Consider the following 25,429-nt stretch of genomic DNA (forward strand, 5'->3'; position numbering starts at 1 on the left):
GGGGTGGGTGGTGGGGTTACTGGGTTGTCATCAGGTTGAGCAGCCGCAGCAGCTCGGCCGTGGGCGCCAGGTCACCGAGGATGATCACCTTCAGTACGGCGCGGTCCTCGTCGTACACGGTCTCGACCCGGAGCCGGCCGATCCCGCTCTGGTTGAGCGAGCCCATCACGTGGGTGCTGATCCGGTCGGCGCCCGCGCGGTCGATCGCGTCGATGTGCACGATGCTGGACGCCTCCACGTGCCGGGTCTGCTCGTCGATCTCGAGCGCGGTGGCGCTCGTACCGGTGAACGCCTCGAGGTCCTCCCGGGCGATCCGGTACTGCTTCCCGATCCGGACGGCCTTCAGCCGGCCGTCGCGCACGTAGTTCCGGATCGTCCGGACATGCAGGCCGAGCCGGTTCGCCACCTGCTCGACCGAGTACAGCTCCTGGGGCATCCGCATCCTTCGTCGTGGTGAACCTTAAGGCTACGATAGGTTCCTTAGAATTCCCTATAATTCGCTCGCTAGGGAGGTTTGAGGTAGTTTTCTGAGCATGATCACGGAACTGGGTGGAGTGCGGGTGTTCGTCAGCGACGGCCCGGTGGACGACGACGGCGACGCCGTCCAACTGATCGCGCAGGCGCACTACGAGCACGCTGCCGAGTGGGTCGCCCTGACCACCGGGGCGCTGGGCGACGAGTTCTTCGAGTTGCGGTCGGGGCGGGCCGGGGCGATCGTGCAGAAGTTCGTGCACTACCGGATGGGGCTGGCCGTGGTCGGCGACATCTCGGACCGGCTGGCCGCCAGCAAGCCTCTGCGCGCCTGGGTGCGGGAGAGCAACCAGGGGCGGTCGGTGTGGTTCGTCGACGAACTGTCCGCGCTGGCCGAGCGGTTCAGCGCGTGATCAGAGCACAGACACGTGGTCTGAGCAAAGACACCTGGTCTGAGCCCAGGCGGGTGGTCAGAGCACGCCGGGTCAGAGAACGGGCTCGGAGCTGAGCAGGTCCGGGACCTCGGCATCTGACGGCTCCTGGATCAGAACCCGGAGCTGACCGGACGCCGTGGTGTCCTCGGCGAAGATCTGCAGAGCGACGTCGACGGTGTCGTGGTCGTGCTCGAGCAGGTGGTGCAGTCCGGTCCAGAGGACGACCTCGGGCTCGCCGGTGGAGCGGTCGCTGAGCGAGTCGGCGAGCGCGTCCCAGTTGCGCCCGAACCATCTCGGCAGGTCGAAGGCGGTCGCGCAGAGGTCCAGGAATCCGGACTTGTCGTGGATCTGGCTGGTGTCGAGCAGGACGAAGTCCCAGCCGGCTTCGGCGACGTCCCGCCGTACCTGGTCGGCTCCGGCGTCGGACGGCCAGCGGTAGACCCCCGGTCGCAGGCCCTTGGTCAGCAGCGGGCGCAGCTCAGTCATTCGCCGGTCCCCCCGTCCGCCGTGACCCGGCGGAACGACTTGTAGTGATCGTCGGTGTAATAACGCTCGCCGCCCTTCCCGGTGACGATCCGCCGGGCGCCGCGATCACGCTCCCCCGGTGTCTTCACGGTGTACTCGCGGTAGTACCCGCGATCGTGCGCGGGCAGGATCTTCTCGAAGTTCCCGAACACCGCCCCGTCCCGGCTGTACGGGAACGGTCCGCCCCTGTCGATCAGCGTCAGCGTTTCCCGCGCCTCGGCCGGCAGGTCCGTGACCACGACCACGGTCAGCCCGCTCGCCGGGTCCGTGCCGGTGGCGGTCGGCTTCGCCGCACTGCAGCCGAACAGCGAGGCGGCGAGCGTGAGCACCAGCATCGCGATCACCACCGCGGCGATGATCCGGGCGGCCTTCGGGTTGTTGATCACCCGGCACCCCGCAACCGCCGGCTGAACTCCGCTGCCGCGGCGCCCGGGTCGTCCGCGTCCGTGATCGCCCGGACGACGACCACGCGGGTGGCACCGGCCTCCACGACCTGGTCGAGCCGGCCGAGATCGATCCCGCCGATCGCGAACCACGGCTTCGACTGCGGCCGGCTGGCGGCGTACGAAACGAGTTCCAGGCCGGCGGCCTGACGGCCCGGCTTGGTCGGCGTCTCCCAGGTCGGGCCGACGCAGAAGTAGTCCGAGCCCTGCTCGGCGACCGCTGCGTTGACCTGACTGAACGAGTGCGTGGAACGGCCGACGACCGGCTCCGGACCGATGATCGCGCGGGCCGCGTGCACGGGCAGGTCACGCTGGCCCAGGTGCAGTACGTCGGCACCGGCGGCGAAGGCGATGTCCGCACGGTCGTTGACAGCCAGCAGCTTGCCGTGCCGCTTGCACGCGTCCGCGAACACTTCGAGCGCGGCCAGCTCGTCCGCCGCCTCCATGTCCTTCTGGCGCAGCTGCACGATGTCCACGCCACCGCCGAGCGCGGCGTTCAGGAACTGCTCGAGATCGCCCTGCTTCTCCCGGGCATCCATGCACAGATACAGGTGGGCGTCTTGGAGTCGCTCGGTGTGCGTCGTCACACCGCCAAGCCTGCCACGGACCACCCGTCGTAGTGTTTGTGGCATGCCTGTACTGATTGCCGCGCTGCCGCGCGGCGGGTCATGGGGCTGTGACTCCCGCTCTTCCCTCGTCGCTCCAGTCGCTCCGCCCCGTCCGCTCCTCAGTCCAGACAGGGAGGCCTCATGACCGGGCTCACAGCCGATGTGGTGGTGGTCGGGGCCGGGCTGATCGGTCTGGCCACAGCGTGGCGCCTGGCTGCCGACGGTATCCAGGTGACGGTATGTGACCCGACACCTGGCACCCAGACCTCCACCGTTGCCGCCGGCATGCTCGCCCCGGTGACCGAGGTCGAGTACGGCGAGGACGACCTGCTCGCGCTCAACCTGGCCAGCGTGGCCGCATGGCCGTCGTTCGCGGCGGAGCTCCAGGACGCGGCCGGCGTGCCGGCCGGCCTGCATCAGACCGGCACACTGGCGGTCGCGTACGACGTCGACGACGCGGCCGCATTGCGGCGACTGGCCGACTACCAGCGGCGGCTCGGGCTCGAGGTCGAGGAACTGTCGGGCCGGGAATCACGTCAACGCGAGCCGATGCTGGCTCAAGGGGTTTCCGGCGGCGTCTGGGTCCCCGGCGATCACTCGGTCGACAACCGGCAGGCCGTCACCGCGCTCCTCCGGGCCGTGGAGGTGTCCGGCGTCACCCTGATCCGCGAACGCGTGGCACGTGTCATCACATCCGGTACGACGGCTGTCGGCGTACAACTGGAGAACGGGGACTCCATTCACGCCGGGCAGGTGATCGGCGCGGCCGGGCCGTGGTCCGGACAGCTGGACGGCGTACCGCAGGAGCTGCGGCCGCCGGTCCGTCCGGTGAAAGGCGAAGTACTGCGGTTGCGTGTGCCCGAGGCATATCGGCCGGCGTTGACCCACACGGTCCGGGCGACCGCGCGCGGCTTCTCGGTCTACCTGGTACCGCGGCCCGGTGGTGAGCTCGTCGTCGGTGCGACCAGCACGGAGCTGGGCTACGACACCCGCGTGCTCGCGGGCGGCGTGTTCGCCTTGCTGCGCGACGCCCGGACCGTCCTGCCGATCACCGACGAACTAGAACTGGTCGAGGCGATCGCCGGCTTGCGCCCGGCCACGCCGGACAACGCGCCCGTGCTCGGTCCGTCGGGGCTCGACGGGTTGCTGTGGGCAACGGGTCACTACCGCAACGGCGTCCTGCTCACGCCGATCACCGCGCAGATCATCGCCGAGACCGTGCGCACCGGCGTGCTGCCGGAGCTCGGGAAACCGTTCCTGGCCGGCCGGTTCACGGCACGGTAGCCAGTCTGTTGCTCTGAGCAATTAGTTTGTGAACTACACGCATGTAGTTCAGCGTTGAATTGTCAACATTGGATTACAGCCGTAACAAACACCCCATCGGCCCCTGTTGTCACATCAGTATCAGCACTTACGGTCAAGTGATGCTCACACGGGGAGATGGAACTATGCGAAACGTCGTACGTGTTCTGACCGGCATCGCGGTACCGTTGCTGACCGCTGGAGTGATCACCGCCGGCTCGCCCGGCTTCGGGGCGTACAAGGTGAAGGACGGCGACACACTCAGCCGCATCGCCAACCGCTACGGCACCACGGTCAAGAACCTGGTCGTGCTGAACAGCCTGCCCGGCTCCGGCAACGTGATCTACGCCGGCGAGGTGCTCAAGGTCCCCGGCCGCACCTCCGCCGCCACCAAGCACCCGGCCAGGAACTCGCAGCTCGGCCGGGTGACCTACCTCGTGCAGCCGGGCGACACCGTCTCCAAGATCGCCAAGCGCTACAAGGTCTCGCAGGCGAGCCTGCTGGCCGCCAACGGACTGCGGGCCTCCGACCACATCTACGCCGGCAAGCCGCTGCAGGTGCCGGTCAAGGTGCGCCCAAGGGCCAAGCCGCCAGCCAAGCCGCCGGCCAAGCCGAAGAAGAACAACAGCTTCGCCGGCCGCACGTACCCCGACCACGTCGTCGCCAAGGCGGATCGCAACCGGGCGATCCTGAAGAGCCGCAAACTGCCGACCCGAGCCCAGATGCGCACCCTGATCGTCAACACCTCCAAGCGGTACGGCGTCGACCCGGAGCTGGCGCTCGCGATCAGCTGGCAGGAGTCGGGCTGGAAGCAGCGGGTGGTCTCCCCCGCCAACGCGGTCGGCGCGATGCAGGTGATCCCGTCGACCGGCCAGTTCTCCTCATCGATCGTCGGCCGGGACCTGGACCTGCTCCGGCCGCAGGACAACGTCACCGCCGGGGTGGTGCTGCTGGACCGGCTGACCGGCGCCGCCCGGCTGGACATCGCCATCGCCGGGTATTACCAGGGTCTCGGCGGGGTCCGGCGCAACGGAATGTATCCGGACACAAAGCTCTACGTGAAGAACGTCCTCCGGATCAAGGCCCAGCTGGAACGGGGCTGGGACCCGCTGCGGTGACCCGCCCTCTCGGCTAGGCCGCTCTGCGGTGCGCCTGGCACGGTCACGCTGAGGCGTTATCTACACTCTCAGAGCAGGACAGCTTGGAGAGGCGGCTCACCGCAAGTGACGGACGACGTGGACACGCAGGTCAGCGACCGCCTCGTCGGGCGAGTGCTCGACGGCCGGTACCGCGTGGGCGCACGCGTCGCCAAGGGCGGGATGGCCACTGTCTACAAGGCACTCGACATGCGGCTGGACCGGGTGGTCGCGCTCAAGGTGATGCACGACGGGCTGGGTGACGACGCCCAGTTCGCCCGCCGGTTCGTCGCCGAGGCCCGGGCCGCCGCCCGGCTCTCGCACCCGAACGTGGTCGCCGTCTTCGACCAGGGCGACGACGACGGGACCCTGTTCCTGGCGATGGAGTACGTCCCCGGCCGTACGCTGCGTGACGTCATCCGGGAGCAGGCGCCCCTGTCCCCGGCTCGAGCGCTCGATCTGCTGGCACCGATCCTGTCCGCGCTCTCCGCGGCGCACGACGCCGGCATCGTCCACCGCGACATCAAGCCGGAGAACGTACTGATCTCCGACAACGGTGCGGTGAAGGTCGCGGACTTCGGTCTGGCCCGTGCGGTCAGCGCGACCGGCAACACCGCGACCCAGGGCCTGCTGATGGGCACGGTCTCCTACCTGGCGCCCGAGCTCGTCACCGACGGCAGTGCGGACGCCCGGTCGGACGTGTACTCGTCGGGCATCGTGCTGTACGAGATGCTCACCGGCAACAAGCCCCACTCCGGCGACACCCCGATCCAGGTCGCGTACGCGCACGTCCACGCCGACGTACCTCCGCCGTCCTCGGAGCAGCCGGGCATCCCGCCGTACGTCGACGCGCTCGTTCAGCGCGCGACCGCTCGGGACCGGGACCTGCGACCGGCCGACGCGCGCGTGCTGAGCCGGCAGGTCCGCCGGGTGCGCAGCGCGCTCGAGGAAGGGCTGCCGGACGACCCGGAGCTGACCGGCGACCTGACGATTCCGATCCAGCAGATCCGCCAGGACAGCGGGTACGACGACGGCTACACGCGCGGCGCTCCGGACGACGACAGCCACGTGCTCCGCCACGACACGATCGTCGTACCGGTGGAGAAGGGACGGCCGACCGGCGCACCGAGAGTCCAGGTGCCGCCGCGGCGCAGGGGCCGTGGGCTGCTCGCGCTGATCCTGATTCTCGCGGCCGCGATCGGCGTCGGAACGGCGGCCTGGTACTACGGCATCCACCGCTACACCGAGACGCCCAGTCTGGTGAAACTCGATCCCGCCGTAGCCACGGCCAAGGCCGGGGAGCACGGTCTGCGAACCTCCCTGGCGAACCAGGACTTCTCCGAGGACGTGCCGAAGGGTCAGGTGATGGCCACCGACCCCGCCGCGGGCGAACGGATCCGGAAGAACGGCGAGATCAGCCTGACCGTCTCCAAGGGCCCGGAGCGGTACCGGGTGCCGCAACTCGCCGGTCTCGAATTCGACGAGGCGAAACGCGCCCTGGCACCGATCAAGCTGATCACCGGGCAGGTGAACGAGCAGTACAGCGAGACCGTTTCGTCCGGCCGGGTGATCGCGATCAGCCCGAAGTTCGACACCGTGGTGAAGCCGGGCACGGCGGTGAACTTCGCGGTCAGCAAGGGCAGGATGCCGATCGCGGTGCCGGACACCACCGGCAAGTCCTACCGCGACGCCGGCAAGGAACTGCGCAAACTCGGGTTGGTCGTCGGCCGGACCGACCAGTACGACGAGAAGGTCGCCGAGGGCAAGGTGATCAGCCAGACCCCCAACAGCGGCACGCTGTTCGCCAAGGACAAGGTCCAGCTGGTGGTGTCGAAGGGCCCGCCGCTGGTCGAAATCCCGAACGTCAAGGGCAAGCGGCTCGCCGACGCGCAGCGGATCCTGACCGGGGCCGGCTTCACCGTGAAGACGGAGAAAGCGCCGTACGGGCTCGGGCTGAACATCGTCGCCGCCCAGAACCCGGGCGCCAGGAAGAAGGTCAAACCGGGCAGTCAGGTCGTCATCACGGTGCTCTGAGCCCGTCTGCGGCCGTTTTGCCCCCGGCCGCAGACGTCTGATGAGATGTCCGGCGTGACCCGCCCGCGCCTTGCCGTACTCGCCCTGCTCGCGGTCGCGGCGGCCTGGGGGTCCACGTTCTTCCTGACCAAGGACCTGCTCACCAGGATGGACGTCGCCGACTACCTCGCGTTGCGCTTCCTGATCGCCTCGGTCGCGCTGATTCTGGTCCATCCGCCGGCGATCGCCCGGCTGAGCCGTCTCGACAAGGGGCGGGCCGTTGCCCTCGGCATCACCTACGGCGCCGCCCAGCTGGTCCAGACCGAGGGCCTGCGGCACACGTCCGCGAGCGTCTCCGGCTTCGTCACCGGCATGTACGTCGTCTTCACCCCGCTGCTGGCGGCGGTGATCCTGCGGCACAAGATCGGCCGGTGGGCCTGGGTGGCCGTGATCCTCGCCACCGTCGGGCTCGGCGTGCTGTCGCTGCGCGGGCTGAGCATGGGCACCGGTGAGCTGCTCACGCTGGCCTCGGCCGGCCTGTACGCGCTGCACATCATCGGGCTCGGCGCCTGGTCCACGCCGCAGACCGCGTTCGGGCTCTCGGCGCTGCAAATGGTCGTGATCACCTGCGTCTGCGCGATCGGCGCGCTCCCCGGTGGTTTCGCGCTGCCGAGCATTGGAGGCGACTGGGTCAGCATCATCTACATGGCCTTGGTCGCGGGTGCGCTGGCTTTGATCGTCCAGACCTGGGCACAGGCGCATCTGACGCCGACCCGCGCAGCGATCGCGATGACGATGGAGCCGGTGTTCGCGTCGGGGTTCGCGGTGCTGTTCGGGTCGGAGAGCGTGACCTGGCGGATCCTGGTGGGTGGCGCGCTCGTACTGTCCGCCATGTACTTGGTGGAGCTCGCACCACGGCGCAAGTTCGAGGCCGAAGTACAGCACCTGGCCCAGTAGGAGGAGTGATGCGGGACGACGACGCGCGGCGGGTCCGGTGGTTCCCGGCCGTCGTCATCGTCGTCCTGCTGGCGTTCCTCACCGCCGGCACGGTGAACAACCTGGTGCGCAATCCCCAGCCGCGGCTGGTGGCCGAAGGCCGGAAGGTGTCGGCCGCAACCTTCCCGGGCCCGTACGGCGGACTCGTCGGCCGCGCGATCGCCGACCTCGACGCACTGACCCGTCCGAACGGCGCGACCCTGGCCGGGGCCGACGGCCCGTGGCGGTTCGTCTGGCCGCGGGACGCCTCGTTCGTCGCGGCGGCGTACTGCGCGGCCGGGCGGCCCGGCAAGGCCGAGCGAGTGCTCGACTTCCTCGACGGCACCAAGCCGTCGTCCGGCCGCTGGGAGGCCCGGTACGCCGACAGCGGGGAGCCGATCCTCGACGGCCGGGAACCTCAGCTGGACGGTTCCGGCTGGGTGCTCTGGGCAACGTGGTTCTGCCGGGCCGGATCCAGGTACTGGGACCTCGTCCGGGGGTCTGCCGACCAGATCGTGGCCGAACTCGGGGCCGACGGACTGCCGGGGGTGTCCCCGGACTACTGGGAACGACCGGAGTCCGAGCTGACTCTCGGCACGGTCGCGCCGTTGCTCACCGGCCTCCGCTCCGCGGTCTCGATCGCCACCCGGTCAGGTCACCCGGACGAAGCCGCCCGCTGGAGCGCGGCGCTGGAGAAGTTGTCCAGAGCAACGGACCGGCGGTTCGGGCCGGACTACCCGCGGACCCCCGCCCGAGCGGTGAGCTTCCTCGAACCGGGACTCGAGCCGATCGGGGTGGGCGGCGGCGCCGACGCGATCGTGACCGTCCTCGGCCCACCGTTCGCGCCGGCGCGTGACGTCGTCGACCGGGCCATCGACCGGGCGCACGCCGTACTGACGCAACCGAACGGCGGCGTCACGCCCGGCGAGAACTGGCGGACCGACGGCGTCGCCTGGACACCGCAGACCGCGCTGTTCGCGTTGAGCGCGGCCGCGCGCGGCGATCGCGCGACCGCCCGTGAACTGCTCACCTGGCTGGACCACTACCGGACCGGCAGCGGTGCCCTGCCAGAGAAGGTCAACCGCGACCTCGAGCCGGCCGGCGAGGCGCCGCTGGGGTGGACGTCAGCCCTGGTCGTCCTTGCCGGCGCCGCGCTCGAGAAGCCCTTGCCGATCCCCTAGCAGATCTCCATCACGTCGTGGGTCGGCGCTTCCGGTCGCGCCGTACTCGTCCTGGTCGAGTAGAAGAACGCGGTCGAGGCGATGTCGTCCTGCAGCGGAAGGTAGCGGCCGCCGGAGCGCCAGCCGAGCGCCTGGACGTCGACCCGGAGCTTCTCCCGGAACCGGATCGGGTCGGGGAGGTGGAAGCGGTACATGCCGAACCGCTGCTGGCTGGCGTACTGCCCGTCCGGCCGGATCACCTGCGGCATGCCGAGGTACGGCGTACTGAACTCGGTGTAGCCGCCGAGGTGGGGCACGTCGAAGTTCCACGCGCCGCCGAAGTAGTCCTCGGTCCCGGTGCCACAGATGGTCGGGAACTCGTCGTCGCCGTCGAGGTAGAACTTGACCTCGCCCTCACCCCACCAGCCGCTGCTGTTGACGCCCCACGCAAGGTAGGTGCCGACGTAGTGGCCCGGCCCTTCGACGCCGTCCAGCAGGCTGTGCACGGTCTTCGACGGCAGCGGGTTGCTCCGCCGCCACTGCGCATGCAGGTACGCCGACTCCTCCGGTACGTCGCCCAGCCAGTAGTCGACCTGGAAGTACACGACCACCGGCTCGTCGTGGGTGTTCTCCAGCGTCAACGTGGCCTGCGACTGGAATGGCATCTCCCAGTAGCAGTTGAAGCCGCCGTTCGGGTTCACCGCGACCGGCAGCGAGCTCACCTGAGCGAACCTGCCCCAGCCCGAGCAGAAGAAGTCACCGACCGGCGTCTCGATCGCGGGCGCCTGGTCGCCGTCCCAGAACCCGCGCAGCACCAGCCGCCGCCAGTGGTCGACGTGCGTGGTGAGCCAGATGTGCGTGATGCAGCCCGCCCCGGCGATGTCCGCCAGGGTCGCGGTCTCCCCCGGGCCGATCTCGATCGACGGCGACACCTTCCAGCCCTGGCCGAGGTCGCGGGCCGCCTTCGCGCCGGTCCCCTCGGTCCGGCGGCCGCCCTGACCGGGCTCACCGGTGGGGTTCTCCGCACTGATGGAGCGCGTCTCGACGTCGACGATCGCGCTGATTCCGGACAGCTTCCCAAGAGTCATACCCGCGACCTTAGGTCGTCCACGGGTCCGTGAGAAATCGATTGCCCGCCACGTGGACCGCCGGAGCCCGGCGCCGTACACGTGAACGCCAGCCTGACCGCGCGCGTCCTCCCCCACTCATCCAGCAACCCGGTCCGGGCTCACGCGGAGTCTGCCTCAGCGGACGCGGCCCCGGTCCGCCTCTGCGTGGACGCCGGGCTCAGCAGGCGCGGATTTCGGCGTTCAGGCCGTTGGTGAAGGAGATGCAGGCCCAGGGTCGGCCCTGGTCGGGCTTGGCGCGGACGATCACCGGGAACTCGTCGGCGCCGCGCACCTCCGGATTCCGCTCGGTCTGCAGCGAGCCGACGGCACCGCCACGCGCCTCCGCGGCCGCCTTCACGTCCTCGACGGTGACCACACTCCGGGCGTCCTTCGTCGCGGCGTCCTCGGCATCCGTCGCGACCGCCAGGGCGAAGTCGATCTCGGGCGGCGTCGACCAGGCAGTCTGGCTGACCGGAAAGACGACGCCGAACATCGCCAAGCCGATTGCCGTGACGATCTGCCGGATGCGGCGACTCTGGTCGGTCAGCAGGAGCGTGGCGCAGCAGAGCGCGAGGAACAGCGTGAGCCCCCGCAGGATCCAGTGCCGGTCGAGCCTGCTGTCGACCGCCAGCCCTGCCACCAGGGCGACGGCGACGCAGAATACGGCGGCGCCGAGCGCCTGGAGCCGGGGAGACACGGATGGCATGCGCAGACGATAGACGCCCGTCCGTTCGTCGCAGCACAGGGCCCGCTCGGCGCTCTACTCACTGGTCAGCATCGTGCACCGTCGACGGTCCTGGCACATTCGGTCAGGTCGTGGCTGGTGGTCCGACGCAGGGATCACCAGCCGCGGCCAGCGTCCCACCGCCCTCGAGGGATTGGACCGATCGTGGACCACAACGACTTCGAAACCCCTGGCTCGTGGAGCATCTCGCGGCGCCGCGCACTCCAACTCAGTGGAGGTGTCGCCGCGGCCGGCACACTCCAGACCACCGCGACCGCGACCGACACGCAGGCAGGCACTCAGACCGACGGCGCCGCGAACCAAGCGGTGCTCACCGAAGGCACCAACTTCATGGTGGCCGTCTCACCCGACGCACAATGGCTCGCCTTCGACCTGGTGACCGCGATCTGGGTGACTCCCGCCGCAGGCGGCGTGTCCCGGCGGCTGACCGACGACCTGCAGGACGCGACCCGGCCGCGCTGGTCACCCGACGGCCGGACGCTCGTCTTCCAGTCGTACCGCGACGGCAACTTCCACCTCTGGACGATCAACCCCGACGGCTCCGGCCTCCGCCAACTCACCAGGGGCCGCTACGACCACCGCGAGCCGCACTTCACCCCCGACGGCAAGTACGTCGTCTTCTCCTCGGACCGCGGCGGCAACGGCACCTACGGCATCCATCGCCTCGACCTGACCACCGGCGCGATCATCTCGCTGACCGACGACATCACCGACGAGGCCGAGCCGGCCGTCTCCGCCGACGGCACCCGGATCGCGTTCACCGTCGACGCCACCTCGATCGTCGAGCTCAGCCTGACCACCGGAGAGCGCAAGACCCTCGCCCCCGCCGAAACCGGCAGCACCGTCTACGGCCCGGCCTACTCACCCTCCGGCCGGCTCGCCTATGTGCGCCTCGCCGGCCCGGTGTGCGATCTGATTGTCGACAATCAGAGAGTCACCTCGGGCAAGGACGTCTTCGCCGTACCGCCGTCCTGGACGTCGGCCGACGTCTACTACACCGCCGACGGGCACGTCGTTCGGCACCGGCCCGGCGGCGCGCACACCGTCGTACCGTTCACGGCGACCGTGCCGGTGACCTCGAAGCGGCCGCAGCCGAAGGTGCCGGAGCTCGAGTCGACCGCTCGGCGGCCGGTGCACGGGATCGCGAGCCCGACCGTGTCGCCGGACGGCCGATGGGTCGCGTTCCGGGCCTTGAACGCCTTGTGGCTGACAACGACGAACGGCCGCGGGCAGCCGCGGAAACTGGTTGCCGATGGCTACTTCAACTCGGATCCGGACTTCTCTCCGGACGGGACCGAACTGCTCTACGCCAGTGATCGGGACGGGACCGCGGATCTCTGGCTGCACGACCTGAGGACCGGGGCCGACAGCAAGCTGTCCTCGTTGCCCGGGGCGCAGACCGCACCGCGGTTCTCCCCCGATGGACAGCAGATCGCCTACCAGGACCAGGACGGAATCGCCTGGGTGCTCGACCTCGCGTCCGGTCAGGTCCGGCAACTGACGCCGACGCTGTTCCAGCCCGGCCGGGTCAGCTGGTCGCGCGACGGACGGACGATCGTCCTCGCCGCCGTGAAGCCCTTCTCCAAGCGGTTCCGCGAGGGCACGAGCCAACTGCTGTACGTCGACGTCGCCACCACCGCGCTCGAGTACGTGGAGCCGATGCCGTTCCGGTCGCTCGCCACCCGCGGCGACGACGGCCCGGTCTTCTCCCCCGACGGCAAGTGGCTCGCGTTCGTCGTCGAGAGTCTTCTGTACGTCGCCCCGGTCGACGGACGCGGCCGGTTCACCGGCAAGCCCCGGGCCGTGACCAGTGAAGTGACCGACTCACCGGTCTGGCAGGACGACGACACCCTGCTCTACCTGAACAACGGCCGGCTACGCCGCACCACCATCCGCGGATCCCGCCCGCAGACGATCAAGCTCGACCTGCACTGGCGTCGCGCGACGGTGAACCAGCACGTGACCATCCACGCCGGTGCGTTGTGGGACGGCCGCGCGACCACGCTGCGCCGGGACGTCGACGTCGTACTCGACGGCTCGCGGATCGCCGCCGTACGACCGCATCAGGGGCGTGCGGACGTCGACGCGTCCGGGCAGACCGTGATGCCCGGGCTGATCGATGCGCACAACCACTGGCATCTGCGCGGCCGGGCATGGGGCGCGCGGCAGGGCAATCTGTGGCTGTCGTACGGGATCACCACCACACGGTCGCCGGGCGATCCGGTCTACCAGATGCAGGAGACGCGGGAGGCACTCGCGCATGGGTCCCTGCTCGGCCCGCGGTACTTCGCGACCGGTGAGGCGATCGACGGCTCGCGGGTCTACTACAACTTCATGCGGCCGACCCTCTCGCTGCGGCAACTCGGCCTGGAGATCGACCGGGTCGAGGGACTCGCGTACGACCTGGTGAAGACGTACGTGCGGTTGCCGGTCGACTACCAGCGACGCGCGATCGCGGCCGTGCACCGGCTCGGCCTGCAACTGTCGTCGCACTACCTCTACCCGGCCGAGCACCTCGGCATGGACGGCATGGAGCACACCGGCGCGACCAACCGCCTCGGCTACTCGCACACGGTCAGCCGGCTCGGCCGCGCGTACGCCGACGTCATCACGCTCTTCACCAAGGCCGGGCTGTCCGTCACGCCGACGCTGTTCACCTCGACGATGGCGCACGTCGACGACCCGTCGCTGCTGACCGACCGGCGGACCACGACCCTCTTCCCGGCCTGGGAGTACGCCGCGCTGCAGAACGAGGTGAACACGGCCAGAGGACCCGCGGGCGTGACGACCCGTGAACTGCTCAGAGGCAACGTCGACATGGTGCTGCGGATCCACCGCGGCGGCGGCTTCGTCACCTCCGGCACCGACACACCGTTGGACAACATCGCGATCTCGCTGCACGCGAACCTGCGATCCATGGTGGCCGGCGGCTTCACGCCGTACGAGGCGCTGACGACCGCGACCCGGAACCCGGCGAGGTGGCTGAACCTCGAGAACACACTCGGCGTCGTCAGGCCGGGCGCCCAGGCCGACCTGTCGTTCGTCACCGGCGACCCGCTGCAGGACATCCGGGCCGCGGCCGCGGTCGACCGGGTGATGGTCGCGGGCAAACTGCACACGGTCGACGATCTGCTCGCGCCGTACGCCGGGAGCGCTCGTACGACCTCGATCCTGAAGGCACCCGCCGACGCACCGAGGCCGCTCAGCCGTGAGCAGGCACACTCACACGACGACGAGTTCTGGTGGCACGAGCCCGAGTGGCTGCACCGAGCGTGCTGTGAGGGCTGACGGCCCGGTCAGAAGGTGGTGGTGAGGTCCTGGGTCTGGCCGGTCGCGGCGGCCCGGTACGCGGACTCGATGATGTCGATGACGTGGCGCGCGTGTTCGGCGGTGACGATCGAGGGCTTGCCCTCGCGGACCCAGTCGACCAGCTGCATGACGTCCTCGTACACGTGCTGCTCCTCGATCTCGCGGTGCACGCCGGTCACGTGCGGGAGCAGAGCCTGGTTTCCCGGCCCGCGCGGCGAGAGCTCGGCGGGATCGCGGTCCGGGAAGTCGAACGGCTCGCCGTCGAGCAGCAGCTCGTCGATCGTCCCCGCCGTTCCGTAGTACGTACCACTGAAGCCGCCGCGGATCCCGCCCGCGGCGGTTCCGGTGGCGACACAGAACAGGTTGTCGCCGAAATCGATCAGCACGACCGTGTTGTCGTCGGCCTCCGTCCGCACGTCCACGCCCCCGCTGGTGCGCACCGGAACCCGTACGCCGGACATCGCCGTCACCCGCCTGGCCGGCCCGAGGATCCCGGTCACGGTGTGCAGCGCGTACACCGTCATGTCATACATCGGTCCGCCGCCGGGCTTGCGGAAGTACCACGACGGATCGATGTTCGTCAGGACGTCGCTGCCTCCGCGGACCGACTCGTCCTCGTGATACGTGCCGAACGCCGCACCACAGCTCACCCACGACACCGTGCCGATCGCGCCCTCGGCGATGAGCTCCCGGATGCGGACGTGGTGCGGGCGCAGCATCTCCCCCGGCGAGGCAACGATTCGCAGATCGTTCTCCTCCGCGAGCTCGATGAGCTCAGTGGCCTCGGCGACGGTGACTGTCATGGTCTTGTTGAAGTGCACGTGCTTACCGGCCTGCAGCGCCAACTTGCCCTGCTCGTAGTGCAGACCGATCGGAGACGCGATCGTCACCGCGTCGACATCGCCCCGCGCCAGCAGGTCCTCGTACTCCGTGAACGCCTGCTCGACCCAGAACTTCGCAGCCGCCGCCTCCGCCCGCCCCGGCACCGGGTCACACACGGCCGCCAGTGTCACCCGCCCCGCGAGGTCCGGCTGCCCCAAATGGGGTAAAAGCCCCCGCACCGAGATGCTTCCCGCTCCGACGACACCTATCCGCACGCTGTCTGCCATGCGGTTGATCCTTTCATGGGGGGTCTGCCCATGCGGTGCTGCGCGCGGCTCCTCCGCCGCCGTGACCCACTCAGTGCTACCGGCCTGCTACCGGCACGGCGTCGGCTGCGCCGTCCACTACTCGATCCCGAGCCAGGGCCGCGCGATCCCGCTCGGCCCCGTACCCGCTCGCCGTGCCGAAGAGACGGTCAGTCCTCGGCGAATCCGTTGCGAAGGGTCGTGACCACCGGTCGCGGGGCGGTGTCGACGGCGAGTCGGAAGACGTCGGGGCGGTGGTAGTGGCCGACCGGGTCGAACATCCGCCGGGACGAGCGGACCTTTGCGAGGTCCAGCTCGGCGACCAGGATGCTCTCGGCGTGCCGGACAGGTCCGGCGAGGATTTCCGCGTTCGGACCCACGATCACCGAGTTGCCGGGCTCGACCCAGTCGGGGTCGTCCGGGTCTGTCCGCCATACCCGGTCCCGGTCGGGGAAGTCCGCCGGGATCTGGTCGACGTGCAGGCACGGATTCACGCCGATCACGTAGCAGCGGCCTTCGCGGGCGATGTGTCGCATGGTCGCGATCCAGCCGTCACCTCTGGCCAGTGTCGGTGCCACCCAGACGTCGACGCCCTGCGAGTAGAGGTAGAACCGGGCCAGCGGCATGTAGTTCTCCCAGCAGATCAGCCCACCGATGCGCCCGAAGGGAGTCGGGTACGTCTCGAGCATCGAGCCGTCGCCCATCCCCCACACGGTGCGCTCCGAGCCGGTCGGCATCAGCTTGCGATGCTTGCCGAGGAGCTTGCCATCGGCATCGAAGTACAGCAGGGTGTTGTAGATCGTGCTCCCGGTGGCTTCCCGTTCGTCCACCCCGATCACGAGGTACACGCCCGCTCGGCGGGCCGCTGCGCCGAGCCGGTCGGTGGTCTCGCTCGGTACGACGACGGCCTGGTCGGCCAGCATCGCGAACCACTCCTCGTCCCCGTCCCAGATCGACGGCCCGTCGATCCAGATCGGCGTACCGGGGACGAACACCTCGGGAAACACGACCAGGTCGGCCGCCCGCACTGCCGGGTCGGCCACCAACTCCTCCACCTTGGCCAGCGTCGCCTCGCGATCCATCAGCACGTACGCCGCCTGCACAGCCGCAACCGTCAATGTCGTCATCTCGCCCCCTTGACTCGACGATACGCCCGGCTGCAGCACTTTGCCTGCTCGCCGAGTCACCGTGCCGCGGTCGCAGCGGATTCGGGTTCAGACGGCCTCGATGACGAGGAAGAAGAAGCACATGAACGATCCGCCTTCGCCCAAGGCGGGTGGAAACAGTTCCGCAGGTGTGTTCGAGGCCGGGCGCGGTTCGCTGAGTCCAGTAATGCGGAAGCCTGCGGCGGCGAAGGCATTTGTCATGGCGTGCAGCGGCCGATGACAGAAGGTCAGCCACACGGTCTGGCCGTCCATGACGTAGTCCTCTGACGCGCCAGGTCGATCATGGCCGCGCTCGCGTCGAAACCGGTGACCCGGCACCCGACTCGCGAAGTGCAGCTGTCAGCAGCCCTGATCCACATCCCGCGTCGAGGATCCGGCGGCCAGAGACGTCGCCGGCGAGGCGGAGCATCTCAGGTCGCTCGCAGTACGCGTCGAAGAGATTGGACACGTTCTCAGCCGAGCCAACCCGACCGTGTGCACAACCGTGGCCGCGTTGACTGTGACGCCGACCGACTCGACTTGGTTGATGGGTTCGTCGATCCCGGCGAAGCCTGGGTCACCAGCATTCGTACCTTGATCAAGCACATCACGCGTACCGGGCGCGGCGACCGCGCTCATTGGCACTACCAGGCTCGTATCCTGCTACGCAGCCACCGGCAGACACTCCATTCGCCGCGCACGCTCGAATCAGCAGGTCGCCCGGCCAACTGCGGCCGAGTCGGACAGGAGGCGCTTGATGAGTCAGGAGTTCTACTCGCACGCGAGGCTGTACGACCTGATGTTCCCGGGCGGCGGGCCAGCGGTCGACTTCTACCGGGCCAACGCCGATCGCCAAGGCGGGCACGTGTTGGAACTCGGGTGCGGCACCGGGCACAAGCTGATCCCCATCGCGTCCGACGGGCATCCGTGCGTCGGCCTGGACTTCTCGTCCGACATGCTGGCCGAGGCTCAGCGCAAGGCGAACGAGCACGGTGTAGCGGTGGAATGGATGCAGGGCGACATGCGAGCCTTCGATCTGGGCCGCGCGTTCGACTTCGTGTTCATCACGGCCAATTCCCTGCTGCATCTGCACGAGGCTGAGGATCTGGTGCGCTGCTTCCGGTCGGTTCGAAGACACCTGGCACCTGGAGGAAGGTTCGTCTTCGATGTGTTCAGCCCGAGCGTGCGCCTCCTTGCCGAAGCCGATGGCGTACGGCGCACCCGGGAGTCGTTGTCGTTCAGGGATCCTGACCGTGGCCAGGTTCGCGTCGATGTCGCTGAGAGCTACGATGCGCCCGCGCAAGTCACCCGGGGGACGTGGTACCTCTCGACCAGCTCAGAGCCCGACTTCGTCGTCGCACCGCTCGAAATCAGGAGCATCTTCCCGCAGGAACTGCCGTTGCTCGTCTCGCTCGGCGGCCTCCGGCTCATCGAACGCTTCGGGGACTGGTCCGGTCGACCATTTGCCGCGGACACGCCGCTTCAGCTCTGCATCTGTGAGTCCGCGTGATCGAAGGCGGGCGCACAGTCTCGGTCAAGCCGATTCGCGACGGACTCCCCGCGTCCGCAGCTTGAGGCCGCGAGCTCCTTCGGCGTCGATCGACCTTCGCGCCGCGTTCAGCCTCCCGTGGATTCCGCGGCGCTCTTGATCGAGGCGGCCTCGGTTTCGACGTACTGCTTGGTCAGCGACCGGGTCATCAGCCAGCCGATGCCCGACAGCGGACCCGACACGGTCAGCGCGAGCGTGAGCCGGCTGCCCTCAGCATGCGGCTCGACGACGTGCGCAGCCGTGACCGTGACGCCGGGCGACTTCGACTTCCAGGTGTACGACGACCCGTCGGCGAACTCGGTCACCGTCCACACCGCCTCAGGCAGCCGAGGCTGCCGCAGCCGCGTCCGCGAGCCCAGAGCCAACGGCCCGTCATCCAGCCGCTGCACGGACTCAACTGTCGGAATCCGCTCGGGCCAACGCTCGACGTCGACAATCACCGCCCAGACCCGCTCAGGCGGCGCCGCAACAGTCACAGTCCGCTGCAGCCCAGCCATGCGCCGAGTGTACGACGACGCCCTGGCAGCCCGAAGTCGGCGAACGCCGCCAACCACTTCCCTCGCGCCGACCCGAGACACCGGCGTCGACCGGAGGACACCGGAGCGACGGCCCGCGGAGCACGCGTAGGCTGACCGCCGTACTAGAACGGCAGCTTCGGCTGCGGAGGCGCGTGCGTCGGGTCGACCCCGTCGAACAGGCTGCTGACCGACTCACCGTCGTGGATGCGCTTGATCGCCTCGGCGAACAGCGCGGACACCGAGCTGACCTGGAGTTCGGGGAAGCCGTCCGGGCGGGGCACGGTGTCGGTGCTGATGACTTCGGTCACCGACGGGTGGGACCGCAGGCGCTCGACCGCGGGGCCGGCGAACAGGCCGTGCGTGCAGGCGACCGCGGCCTGGGTACAGCCGCGGTCCTTGAGCCGGTCGAGGAGTTCCATGATCGAGCCGCCGGTGGCGATCTCGTCGTCCAGGATGATTGCCCGCCTGCCGGTCACGTCGCCGACGATCGCGTCGATGACGACGCGGTCGTCGGCCAGGCGCTGCTTGCTGCCGGCGGCGACCGGGAGGCCGAGGAGGCGGGCGAACTGGGTCGCGGTCTTCGCGTTGCCGAGGTCGGGGCTGACGACGACGGTGTCGGTCAGGTCGCGGCCGCGGAAGTGGTCGGCGAGTACGCCGATTGCGGTCAGGTGGTCGACGGGAACGGAGAAGAACCCGTGCACCTGTGGGGCGTGCAGCGCCATCGTCAGCACGCGGTCGACGCCGGCCGCGACCAGCAGGTCGGCGACCAGGCGGCCGCCGATCGAGATCCGGGAGGCGTCCTTCTTGTCCGACCGGGCGTACGCGTAGTGCGGCATGACGGCGGTGATCTGCTGGGCCGACGCACCGCGGGCGGCGTCGATCATCAGCAGCAGCTCCATCAGGTGCTCCTGCGTCGGCGGGACCAGCGGCTGGACGATGTAGACGTCGCGCTGCCGGCAGTTGACCTGCAGTTGCACCTGCAGGCAGTCGTTGCTGAACCGATGGATCTCGACCGGTGAGAGCGCCACGCCGAGATCGGCACAGATCCGCTCCGCCAAACCGGTGTGGGCACTTCCGCTGAACACGACGATCTCTCGCACGGCTCTCCCCGAATGCTGCGGACCCCGACAGCTGCAGCCTATCTCGCCGGTCAGTGGAGCAGGCGCGCGAGGGTTTGCGCGGCGGTGCGGCAGTCGTCGGTGGACGCGTCGAGATGGGTGACCACCCGCAGCTGGGTCGGCCCGACGCCGCCGACGAGTACGCCGGACGCGCGGGCGGCCTCGACCACTTCGGGCACCGATTTGCCGGTGGCGGCCAGATCTGCGACGACGATGTTCGTCTCGACCTGGTCCGGCTTGACCGAGCCGGGCGCGGCGTCGGCCAGCACCTCGGCGATCAGCCGCGCGTTCGCATGATCCTCGGCGAGTCGCTCGACGTTGTGCTCCAGCGCGTACAGCCCGGCCGCGGCCAGTACGCCGGCCTGCCGCCAGCCGGCGCCGAGACGCTTCCGCCAGACCCGGGCCTCGCGGATCAGTTCCGTGGACCCGACGAGCACCGAGCCGACCGGCGCGCCGAGACCCTTCGACAGGCAGACGCTCGCGGCCGCCGCCCGGGAGGCGTACGACGCCATCGACCGGCCGGACGCCACGGACGCGTTCCACAACCGTGCGCCGTCGAGGTGGAGCGGCACGCCACGGGCGTCGAGCTCGTCGGCCAGGGCGTCGTACGCGTGCTGGATCGCGCCGCCGCCGAAGTTGTGGGTGTTCTCCACCGAGACCGCCGCCGTGGCCACGAAGTACGAACCCAGCGAGGGTGCGATCAGCGCGCGGATCTGCTCGAGGTCGATCTGTCCGGCGGGCGCGCTCCAGGTGCGCGTGGTGACCCCGCTGACCGCTGCGTGCGCGCCGAGCTCGGCGCGGGCGATGTGCGCGCTCGCCTCGCACAGGATTTCCGCCCCGGGCGGCACGAGCGCCCGGACACCGAGGATGTTGGCCAGTGAGCCGGTCACCGTGAACAGGCCGGCTTCGTGGCCGAGCAGGCCGGCGGCCGTCTCCTCGAGCCGGTTGATCGTCGGGTCCTCGCCGTACACGTCGTCGCCGAGCGGCGCGGACGTCATCGCAGCGAGCATCCCGGCCGACGGCCGGGTGACGGTGTCCGAGCGGAGGTCGATCATGCTCACGCCCCCACCTCGCTGGCGCTCGGCTCCGGCGCGAGCATGGTCGACAGCGATGCTCTACCCATTCGTTCGCTCGCTCCGCTCACTCACGCTTGTGCGCCACGCAGCCGCTCAGCCACCAGGAACGCGAGCTCGAGGGACTGGTGCCGGTTCAGCCGTGGGTCGCAGGCGGTCTCGTACCGGTTGACCAGGTCCTCGGCGACCAGAGCCTCACCGCCGCCCAGGCACTCGGTCACGTCGTCACCGGTCAGCTCGATGTGCATCCCGCCCGGCCAGGTGCCGACCTGCTCGTGCGCGTCGAAGAAGCCCTGCACCTCGTGCATGACGTCGGAGAAGTTGCGGGTCTTGTAGCCGTTCGGCGTCTCGAAGGTGTTGCCGTGCATCGGGTCGCACACCCAGGCGATCGGCGAGCCGTGGTCGCGGACCGCCTCCAGCAGCGGCGGCAGCGCCTCCCGGACCTTGCCCGCGCCCATCCGGGTGATGAAGGTCAGCCGGCCCTCGATGCCTTTCGGGTTCAGCTTGTCGATCAGGGCCCGGATGTACTCCGGCGTCGTGGTCGGACCGATCTTCACCCCGAGCGGGTTGGTCAGCGACGAGAGGAACTCGACGTGCGCGCCGTCGAGCTGCCGGGTCCGCTCCCCCACCCACAGCAGGTGGCCGGAGACGTCGTACGGCTGCTCGGTGCGGGAGTCGATCCGGGTCAGGGCGTGCTCGTACTCCAGGATCAGGGCCTCGTGGGAGGCGTAGAAGTCGACCGTCCGGAACTCGTCCGAGGTCGCGCCGCAGGCACGCATGAAGGCCAGCGCGCGCTCGATCTCGCTGGCCAGCCGCTCGTACTGCTGGCCGACCGGCGAGGACTTCACGAAGTCCGTGTTCCAGGCGTGCACCTGGTGCAGGTCGGCGTACCCGCCGGTGGTGAACGCGCGGGTCAGGTTGAGGGTCGCCGCGGCCGCGTTGTAGACGCCGCGCAGTCGCTGCGGGTCCGGGATGCGCGCCTCGGCGGTGAACTCCAGCCCGTTGACCGCGTCGCCGCGGTACGACGGCAGTGTGACGCCGTTGCGGGTCTCCTCACCGGAGCTCCGCGGCTTGGCGTACTGACCGGCGATCCGGCCGACCTTCACCACCGGCACACTCGCGGCGTACTGCAGGACGACGGCCATCTGCAGGAGCACCCGCAACTTCGCCCGGATGTTCTCCGCGGTCACGCCGTCGAACGTCTCCGCGCAGTCGCCGCCCTGGAGGATGAACGCCTCGCCGCGGGTGACCGCCCCGATCTTGGTGGTCAGGTCGTCGCACTCACCGGCGAACACCAGCGGCGGCAGCGTCCGCAGCTCGGCGATCACCTGGTCCAGCGGCGCGGACTCCGGCCACTGCGGCTGCTGGAGCGGCTTCAACGCCCGCAGCTCGTCCAGGCTCGGCACCCCGGGCACTTCCCCCGCACTCAACGTCGCGAATTGCATGAGAGCAACTCTAGGCCAGGCAGCACGACGGCCCGTGACCGTCTCAGGTCAGCGCGCTCAGATCAGGCGGTACGTCGACCGCGTGCTCCCGCAGTACCTCCAGCGGGATGGTGTCCAGCGACCGGGCATGCGTCGACGCCAGTACGACGGGAGCGGGCACCCCCTCGTGGTACGCCTGCAGCCAGCGGATTGCGACCACGCACCAGCGGTCGCCCGGCTTGAGCCCGGCGAAGTGCAGTTCCGGACGCGGCGTGACCAGGTCGTTCCCGACCGACAGCTGGTGGGCGAGGAACTCCGCGGTCATCACCGCGCAGACCGTGTGGCTGCCGAGGTCCTCCGGGCCGCTCGTGCAGCAACCGTCGCGGTAGAAGCCGGTGACGGGATCGGTGCCGCATTCCTCGAGCGGCTCGCCGAGCACGTTCAGGTCGCTGTCCATGCCGACCATCCTCACCCGTGGGTGTCAGCTGGCCTTGGTGTCCCCCAGCCGGACGTGCTCGTCGACGGATTCGCCGGCCTTGATCAGCTCCTTGGCCTTGTCGGCGTAGATGTCGACGTACTCCTGGCCGGACAGCTCCATCAGCGCGTACATGATCTCGTCGGTGACCGAGCGCAGCACGAACCGGTCCCGCTCCATGCCCTCGTAGCGGGAGAAGTCCAGCGGCTCGCCGAACGCGACCCCCGGCCGGACCAGCCGCGGCAGCCGGCGGCCCTTCTCCCGGTAGAACCAGTTCGGCCAGACCTGGCCGGGCGGCTGCAGCTTCTCGGTGTCGATCATCGCGACCGGGATGACCGGCACGCCGGCCACGATCGCCATCCGGGCGACGCCGGTCTTGCCCTTGTAGAGCCGGCCGTCGGGCGAGCGGGTGCCCTCGGGGTAGATCCCGAACAGCTCACCCTTCTTCAGGATGTCCAGACCGGTGTTCAGCGCGGCCAGCGAGGCCCGCCCACCGGACCGGTCGATCGGGATCTGGCCGACGGACCGGAAGAAGGTCGCGACCACCTTGCCCTTGAGCCCGGGCGCGGTGAAGTACTCCGACTTGGCCGGGAAGACGATCTGCCGGGGGACGGCGACCGGCAGGAAGATCGAGTCGCAGAAGGCCAGGTGGTTGCTGACCAGCAGCGCCGGGCCGCTGTCCGGGATGTGCTCCAGGCCGGTCACCTTCGGGCGGAAGATCAGTTTCACCAGCGGTGCGACCAGGAACCGCCTGAGGAACAGGTACAGCATCCGCCTCGACCTCCGTCACTCGCCCGACACGCCTACCACCGACCATCCTCGGCCCGTACCTCGTCCGGCACCAGTGCACGCCGGTGGCGACGGTCGCGACACCTTCAGCGCCCCGTCGGTGCAGGACACTACGTTCCAGCTTCCTCCTCAGGCAATGTCACCGCCAGGAATCCGGGTGTTGCTCACCGTGTTGTCACCTGGATGCAGACTGGATGAAGACTGGGCGAGGCCCAGATGCGACCATTGCACAGGCGGCCGGACGAGTCTGCCCGGACGCCTGTGAGGACCGTGACCCGGCGAGGAGTCGACCGTGCCAGTGCAAGGCCATGCCGAGGAGTTCCGCAGCCCGGGATCCGCCGGGAACGCCGCCGTCGGAGTGCTGCTCAGCCATGGCTTCACCGGCTCACCGACGTCGATGCGCCCGTTCGCGGAGCACCTGGCCGCCGAGGGATACGGCGTCGCCGTCCCGCGATTGCCCGGCCACGGCACCAGCTGGCGGGAGATGAACCGGACCGGCTGGCCCGACTGGTACGCCGTCCTCGACGACGAGCTCGCGCGGTTGCGCCGGGAGCACGACCAGGTATTCGTCGCCGGGCTGTCGATGGGTGGCTGCCTCGCGCTGCGGCTCGCCGAGCAGCACGGCACCGACATTTCCGGTCTGGTCCTGATCAATCCGTCGGTGATGACCGACGACCGGCGCCTGGCCGTGCTGCCGGTGCTGTCGCGGATCGTGCCGTCGTTCCCGGGCATCTCGAACGACATCAAGAAGCCGGGTGTCGACGAGGGGGCGTACGACCGGATGCCGCTGCGGGCGCTGCAGTCGCTGTCGCAGTTGTGGAAGCTGACCAAGGCCGATCTGGCGAAGGTGACACAGCCGGTGCTGATGTTCCGCAGTACTGTCGATCATGTGGTGGAACCGAGCTCGGGGCGAACCGTGCTGGCCTCGATCTCGTCCCGCGACGTGACCGAGATCCTGCTCGAGGACAGCTATCACGTGGCAACCCTGGACAACGACGCACCGCGGATCTTCGCCGGCTCCGCGGCCTTCATCCGCCGGCTGAGCGGGGTCCGCCAGGTGGGCGCCGATGCGTGACAACGGCCTGACCGCCGCCGGGTACACCTCGATGGGCGGCATCGACCCCCTCATCGCCGGCCCCGTCCTCACCGCCCTCGCCGAAGCCGGCATCGCCGCGTACTGCGGGTCCCCCGGGGAAGCCCGTACGCCGGAAGCCGCCGACGCCGACGCGCGGACGCCGGAACCCGCGGACAACGGCGCCGAGTCAGAGACGGTCGAGAAGCCCGAAGCGCCCGCCAAGGCCGAGGAACCGGTCCGGATCCCGGCCGGGTTCGAGGAGATCTTCGTCGACAGCGAGGCGGTGGACCGGGCCCGGCCGGTGATCGAGCGGACCACCGAGGACGCCGAGTGGAAGTCGCTGGTCGAACAGTTCAACGCGCCGTCCGCGCCCGGGCACGACGGCGGCGAGACCCCGGTGCCGCGGTGGCCGGCCAGTGAGGACGTCGACGAGAAGTACGAGCCGCTGATCGACGTACCGGCCGGGCTCATCGTCGGGAACGACGAGGACGAGGAGCCGGAGAAGCCGGCCCGGAAGCGCGCCGACGACCCGCACGACCACTTCGTCCCGCCGGAGCCGCCGCGCGGACCGCGGCTGGACTGGATCAGCCGGGCCGCCTGGCTCGGCCTGCTCGGCGGCCCGCTGCTGCTGATCGCGGCCGCCGTGCTGGACTTCGGCACCGGCCGGATCACCGCGATCGGGGTGGTCGGCTTCATCGGCGGCTTCCTCACCCTGGTGATCCGGATGAACGACCGGCTCCCGCCCGAGGACACCCCCGACGACGGCGCGGTCGTCTAGCTGTGATGTCCAGGGACGTTGGTCAGTCGGGTGATGGGTGGCTGGGCGCCGATTGAGCTGTGGGGTCGGTGATGATTGTAGAAGTGGAGCCAGTGGGGTAGGGCCGCGTTGCGATGGTGGGTTGATTC

The 25,429-nt window shown here is 69.5% G+C and carries 26 protein-coding genes; 10 read left to right on the forward strand and 16 right to left on the reverse strand.

Translation table 11 applies throughout. From position 1 onward, the window contains the following. Positions 1-16: 16 nt before the first annotated feature. Positions 17-436 (reverse strand): helix-turn-helix domain-containing protein, encoded by a 420-nt coding sequence (locus E1218_RS23700; RefSeq protein WP_132323744.1) that lies wholly within the window; start codon positions 434-436, stop codon positions 17-19. A gap of 97 nt (positions 437-533) precedes the next feature. On the opposite strand from E1218_RS23700, the gene E1218_RS23705 reads away from it, so the two are divergent. Beyond that, positions 534-884 carry a DUF4180 domain-containing protein gene (locus tag E1218_RS23705; protein ID WP_132323746.1) on the forward strand — a complete coding sequence of 117 codons (351 nt, stop codon included), beginning with the start codon at positions 534-536 and terminating at the stop codon, positions 882-884. A 72-nt stretch (positions 885-956) separates the two neighbouring features. Here the strand turns inward: E1218_RS23705 and E1218_RS23710 are convergent, their stop codons facing one another. From E1218_RS23710 to thiE, 3 genes are read right to left on the reverse strand one after another with little or no spacing between them, the layout of a single operon-like run. Then, positions 957-1,391 (reverse strand): barstar family protein, encoded by a 435-nt coding sequence (locus E1218_RS23710; protein WP_132323748.1) that lies wholly within the window; start codon positions 1,389-1,391, stop codon positions 957-959. After that, positions 1,388-1,816: a ribonuclease domain-containing protein gene (locus tag E1218_RS23715; protein ID WP_233712416.1), complete on the reverse strand. Its 429-nt coding sequence runs from the start codon at positions 1,814-1,816 to the stop codon at positions 1,388-1,390. The genes E1218_RS23710 and E1218_RS23715 overlap by 4 nt, the downstream gene beginning before the upstream one ends. Next, entirely contained in the window at positions 1,813-2,460 is a 648-nt protein-coding gene (gene thiE / locus E1218_RS23720; protein WP_233712417.1) for a thiamine phosphate synthase, read from the reverse strand. The genes E1218_RS23715 and thiE overlap by 4 nt, the downstream gene beginning before the upstream one ends. Before the next feature lie 162 nt (positions 2,461-2,622). Between thiE and thiO the strand changes: the two genes are divergently transcribed. From thiO to E1218_RS23745, 5 genes are all read left to right on the forward strand, one after another. Beyond that, entirely contained in the window at positions 2,623-3,765 is a 1,143-nt protein-coding gene (gene thiO, locus E1218_RS23725; protein WP_132323752.1) for a glycine oxidase ThiO, read from the forward strand. Positions 3,766-3,929: 164 nt separating this feature from the next. Continuing rightward, positions 3,930-4,901, forward strand: a complete 972-nt coding sequence (locus tag E1218_RS23730; RefSeq protein ID WP_233712418.1) for a lytic transglycosylase domain-containing protein — start codon at positions 3,930-3,932, stop codon at positions 4,899-4,901. 105 nt (positions 4,902-5,006) lie between these two features. Beyond that, the gene (pknB, locus tag E1218_RS23735) at positions 5,007-6,953 is read left to right on the forward strand and encodes a Stk1 family PASTA domain-containing Ser/Thr kinase (RefSeq protein WP_132323756.1); all 1,947 of its coding nucleotides are present in this window, start codon (positions 5,007-5,009) and stop codon (positions 6,951-6,953) included. A 45-nt stretch (positions 6,954-6,998) separates the two neighbouring features. Next, entirely contained in the window at positions 6,999-7,889 is an 891-nt protein-coding gene (locus E1218_RS23740) for a DMT family transporter (RefSeq protein ID WP_132323758.1), read from the forward strand. Positions 7,890-7,897: 8 nt separating this feature from the next. After that, on the forward strand, positions 7,898-9,088 hold the full coding sequence (locus tag E1218_RS23745) for a glycoside hydrolase family 15 protein (protein WP_132323760.1): 1,191 nt from the start codon (positions 7,898-7,900) through the stop codon (positions 9,086-9,088). Here E1218_RS23745 and E1218_RS23750 read toward each other — a convergent pair. Then, positions 9,085-10,155 carry a glycoside hydrolase family 172 protein gene (locus E1218_RS23750; protein WP_132323762.1) on the reverse strand — a complete coding sequence of 357 codons (1,071 nt, stop codon included), beginning with the start codon at positions 10,153-10,155 and terminating at the stop codon, positions 9,085-9,087. The two genes, E1218_RS23745 and E1218_RS23750, sit on opposite strands and share 4 nt — an antisense overlap. A 199-nt stretch (positions 10,156-10,354) precedes the next feature. Continuing rightward, positions 10,355-10,882: a hypothetical protein gene (locus tag E1218_RS23755; RefSeq protein ID WP_132323764.1), complete on the reverse strand. Its 528-nt coding sequence runs from the start codon at positions 10,880-10,882 to the stop codon at positions 10,355-10,357. Between the two features lie 183 nt (positions 10,883-11,065). On the opposite strand from E1218_RS23755, the gene E1218_RS23760 reads away from it, so the two are divergent. Next, positions 11,066-14,209 (forward strand): DPP IV N-terminal domain-containing protein, encoded by a 3,144-nt coding sequence (locus tag E1218_RS23760; protein WP_132323766.1) that lies wholly within the window; start codon positions 11,066-11,068, stop codon positions 14,207-14,209. A gap of 8 nt (positions 14,210-14,217) precedes the next feature. Here the strand turns inward: E1218_RS23760 and E1218_RS23765 are convergent, their stop codons facing one another. From E1218_RS23765 to E1218_RS36715, 3 genes are all read right to left on the reverse strand, one after another. After that, positions 14,218-15,339 carry a Gfo/Idh/MocA family protein gene (locus E1218_RS23765; RefSeq protein WP_132323768.1) on the reverse strand — a complete coding sequence of 374 codons (1,122 nt, stop codon included), beginning with the start codon at positions 15,337-15,339 and terminating at the stop codon, positions 14,218-14,220. A 188-nt stretch (positions 15,340-15,527) separates the two neighbouring features. Beyond that, complete coding sequence (locus E1218_RS23770) at positions 15,528-16,484, reverse strand: carbon-nitrogen hydrolase family protein (protein WP_132323770.1); 957 nt, start codon at positions 16,482-16,484, stop codon at positions 15,528-15,530. Positions 16,485-16,571: 87 nt separating this feature from the next. Then, on the reverse strand, positions 16,572-16,775 hold the full coding sequence (locus E1218_RS36715) for a hypothetical protein (protein ID WP_202866155.1): 204 nt from the start codon (positions 16,773-16,775) through the stop codon (positions 16,572-16,574). 484 nt (positions 16,776-17,259) lie between these two features. Between E1218_RS36715 and E1218_RS23780 the strand changes: the two genes are divergently transcribed. Continuing rightward, complete coding sequence (locus E1218_RS23780) at positions 17,260-18,012, forward strand: class I SAM-dependent methyltransferase (RefSeq protein WP_132323772.1); 753 nt, start codon at positions 17,260-17,262, stop codon at positions 18,010-18,012. 107 nt (positions 18,013-18,119) lie between these two features. Here the strand turns inward: E1218_RS23780 and E1218_RS23785 are convergent, their stop codons facing one another. The 6 genes from E1218_RS23785 to E1218_RS23810 form a co-directional block, all read right to left on the reverse strand. Next, positions 18,120-18,548: an SRPBCC family protein gene (locus E1218_RS23785; RefSeq protein WP_132323773.1), complete on the reverse strand. Its 429-nt coding sequence runs from the start codon at positions 18,546-18,548 to the stop codon at positions 18,120-18,122. A gap of 143 nt (positions 18,549-18,691) precedes the next feature. After that, positions 18,692-19,669, reverse strand: coding sequence for a ribose-phosphate diphosphokinase (locus E1218_RS23790; protein WP_132323775.1), 978 nt, complete (start codon positions 19,667-19,669; stop codon positions 18,692-18,694). Between the two features lie 50 nt (positions 19,670-19,719). Beyond that, positions 19,720-20,742, reverse strand: coding sequence for a threonine aldolase family protein (locus E1218_RS23795; RefSeq protein ID WP_132323785.1), 1,023 nt, complete (start codon positions 20,740-20,742; stop codon positions 19,720-19,722). Positions 20,743-20,831: 89 nt separating this feature from the next. After that, a complete protein-coding gene (locus tag E1218_RS23800; protein ID WP_165949390.1) occupies positions 20,832-22,205 on the reverse strand; it encodes a class II 3-deoxy-7-phosphoheptulonate synthase in 1,374 nt (457 codons plus the stop codon). 43 nt (positions 22,206-22,248) lie between these two features. Continuing rightward, positions 22,249-22,641: a DUF2237 family protein gene (locus E1218_RS23805; RefSeq protein ID WP_132323777.1), complete on the reverse strand. Its 393-nt coding sequence runs from the start codon at positions 22,639-22,641 to the stop codon at positions 22,249-22,251. Between the two features lie 24 nt (positions 22,642-22,665). Then, positions 22,666-23,430, reverse strand: coding sequence for a lysophospholipid acyltransferase family protein (locus E1218_RS23810; protein WP_132323779.1), 765 nt, complete (start codon positions 23,428-23,430; stop codon positions 22,666-22,668). Between the two features lie 310 nt (positions 23,431-23,740). On the opposite strand from E1218_RS23810, the gene E1218_RS23815 reads away from it, so the two are divergent. Together E1218_RS23815 and E1218_RS23820 are read left to right on the forward strand one after the other, a co-directional pair. After that, positions 23,741-24,523, forward strand: coding sequence for an alpha/beta hydrolase (locus tag E1218_RS23815; RefSeq protein WP_233712420.1), 783 nt, complete (start codon positions 23,741-23,743; stop codon positions 24,521-24,523). Continuing rightward, positions 24,516-25,301 carry a hypothetical protein gene (locus tag E1218_RS23820; RefSeq protein WP_132323781.1) on the forward strand — a complete coding sequence of 262 codons (786 nt, stop codon included), beginning with the start codon at positions 24,516-24,518 and terminating at the stop codon, positions 25,299-25,301. The genes E1218_RS23815 and E1218_RS23820 overlap by 8 nt, the downstream gene beginning before the upstream one ends. Here E1218_RS23820 and E1218_RS23825 read toward each other — a convergent pair. Continuing rightward, positions 25,298-25,429 (reverse strand): integrase core domain-containing protein (locus E1218_RS23825; RefSeq protein WP_165949391.1); only part of this gene is annotated, 132 nt, incomplete at its 5' end. The two genes, E1218_RS23820 and E1218_RS23825, sit on opposite strands and share 4 nt — an antisense overlap.

The organism is Kribbella turkmenica, assembly GCF_004348725.1.
Lineage (GTDB): Bacteria > Actinomycetota > Actinomycetes > Propionibacteriales > Kribbellaceae > Kribbella > Kribbella turkmenica.

Coding starts and splice junctions, on each gene's coding strand:
- E1218_RS23700 (WP_132323744.1), bottom strand. CDS start 436: ATGCCCCAGGAGCTGTACTCGGTCGAGCAGGTGGCGAACCGGCTCGGC.
- E1218_RS23705 (WP_132323746.1), top strand. CDS start 534: ATGATCACGGAACTGGGTGGAGTGCGGGTGTTCGTCAGCGACGGCCCG.
- E1218_RS23710 (WP_132323748.1), bottom strand. CDS start 1,391: ATGACTGAGCTGCGCCCGCTGCTGACCAAGGGCCTGCGACCGGGGGTC.
- thiO (WP_132323752.1), top strand. CDS start 2,623: ATGACCGGGCTCACAGCCGATGTGGTGGTGGTCGGGGCCGGGCTGATC.
- E1218_RS23730 (WP_233712418.1), top strand. CDS start 3,930: ATGCGAAACGTCGTACGTGTTCTGACCGGCATCGCGGTACCGTTGCTG.
- E1218_RS23740 (WP_132323758.1), top strand. CDS start 6,999: ATGTCCGGCGTGACCCGCCCGCGCCTTGCCGTACTCGCCCTGCTCGCG.
- E1218_RS23745 (WP_132323760.1), top strand. CDS start 7,898: ATGCGGGACGACGACGCGCGGCGGGTCCGGTGGTTCCCGGCCGTCGTC.
- E1218_RS23750 (WP_132323762.1), bottom strand. CDS start 10,155: ATGACTCTTGGGAAGCTGTCCGGAATCAGCGCGATCGTCGACGTCGAG.
- E1218_RS23755 (WP_132323764.1), bottom strand. CDS start 10,882: ATGCCATCCGTGTCTCCCCGGCTCCAGGCGCTCGGCGCCGCCGTATTC.
- E1218_RS23765 (WP_132323768.1), bottom strand. CDS start 15,339: ATGGCAGACAGCGTGCGGATAGGTGTCGTCGGAGCGGGAAGCATCTCG.
- E1218_RS23770 (WP_132323770.1), bottom strand. CDS start 16,484: ATGACGACATTGACGGTTGCGGCTGTGCAGGCGGCGTACGTGCTGATG.
- E1218_RS36715 (WP_202866155.1), bottom strand. CDS start 16,775: ATGGACGGCCAGACCGTGTGGCTGACCTTCTGTCATCGGCCGCTGCAC.
- E1218_RS23780 (WP_132323772.1), top strand. CDS start 17,260: ATGAGTCAGGAGTTCTACTCGCACGCGAGGCTGTACGACCTGATGTTC.
- E1218_RS23785 (WP_132323773.1), bottom strand. CDS start 18,548: ATGGCTGGGCTGCAGCGGACTGTGACTGTTGCGGCGCCGCCTGAGCGG.
- E1218_RS23795 (WP_132323785.1), bottom strand. CDS start 20,742: ATGATCGACCTCCGCTCGGACACCGTCACCCGGCCGTCGGCCGGGATG.
- E1218_RS23800 (WP_165949390.1), bottom strand. CDS start 22,205: ATGCAATTCGCGACGTTGAGTGCGGGGGAAGTGCCCGGGGTGCCGAGC.
- E1218_RS23805 (WP_132323777.1), bottom strand. CDS start 22,641: ATGGACAGCGACCTGAACGTGCTCGGCGAGCCGCTCGAGGAATGCGGC.
- E1218_RS23810 (WP_132323779.1), bottom strand. CDS start 23,430: ATGCTGTACCTGTTCCTCAGGCGGTTCCTGGTCGCACCGCTGGTGAAA.
- E1218_RS23820 (WP_132323781.1), top strand. CDS start 24,516: ATGCGTGACAACGGCCTGACCGCCGCCGGGTACACCTCGATGGGCGGC.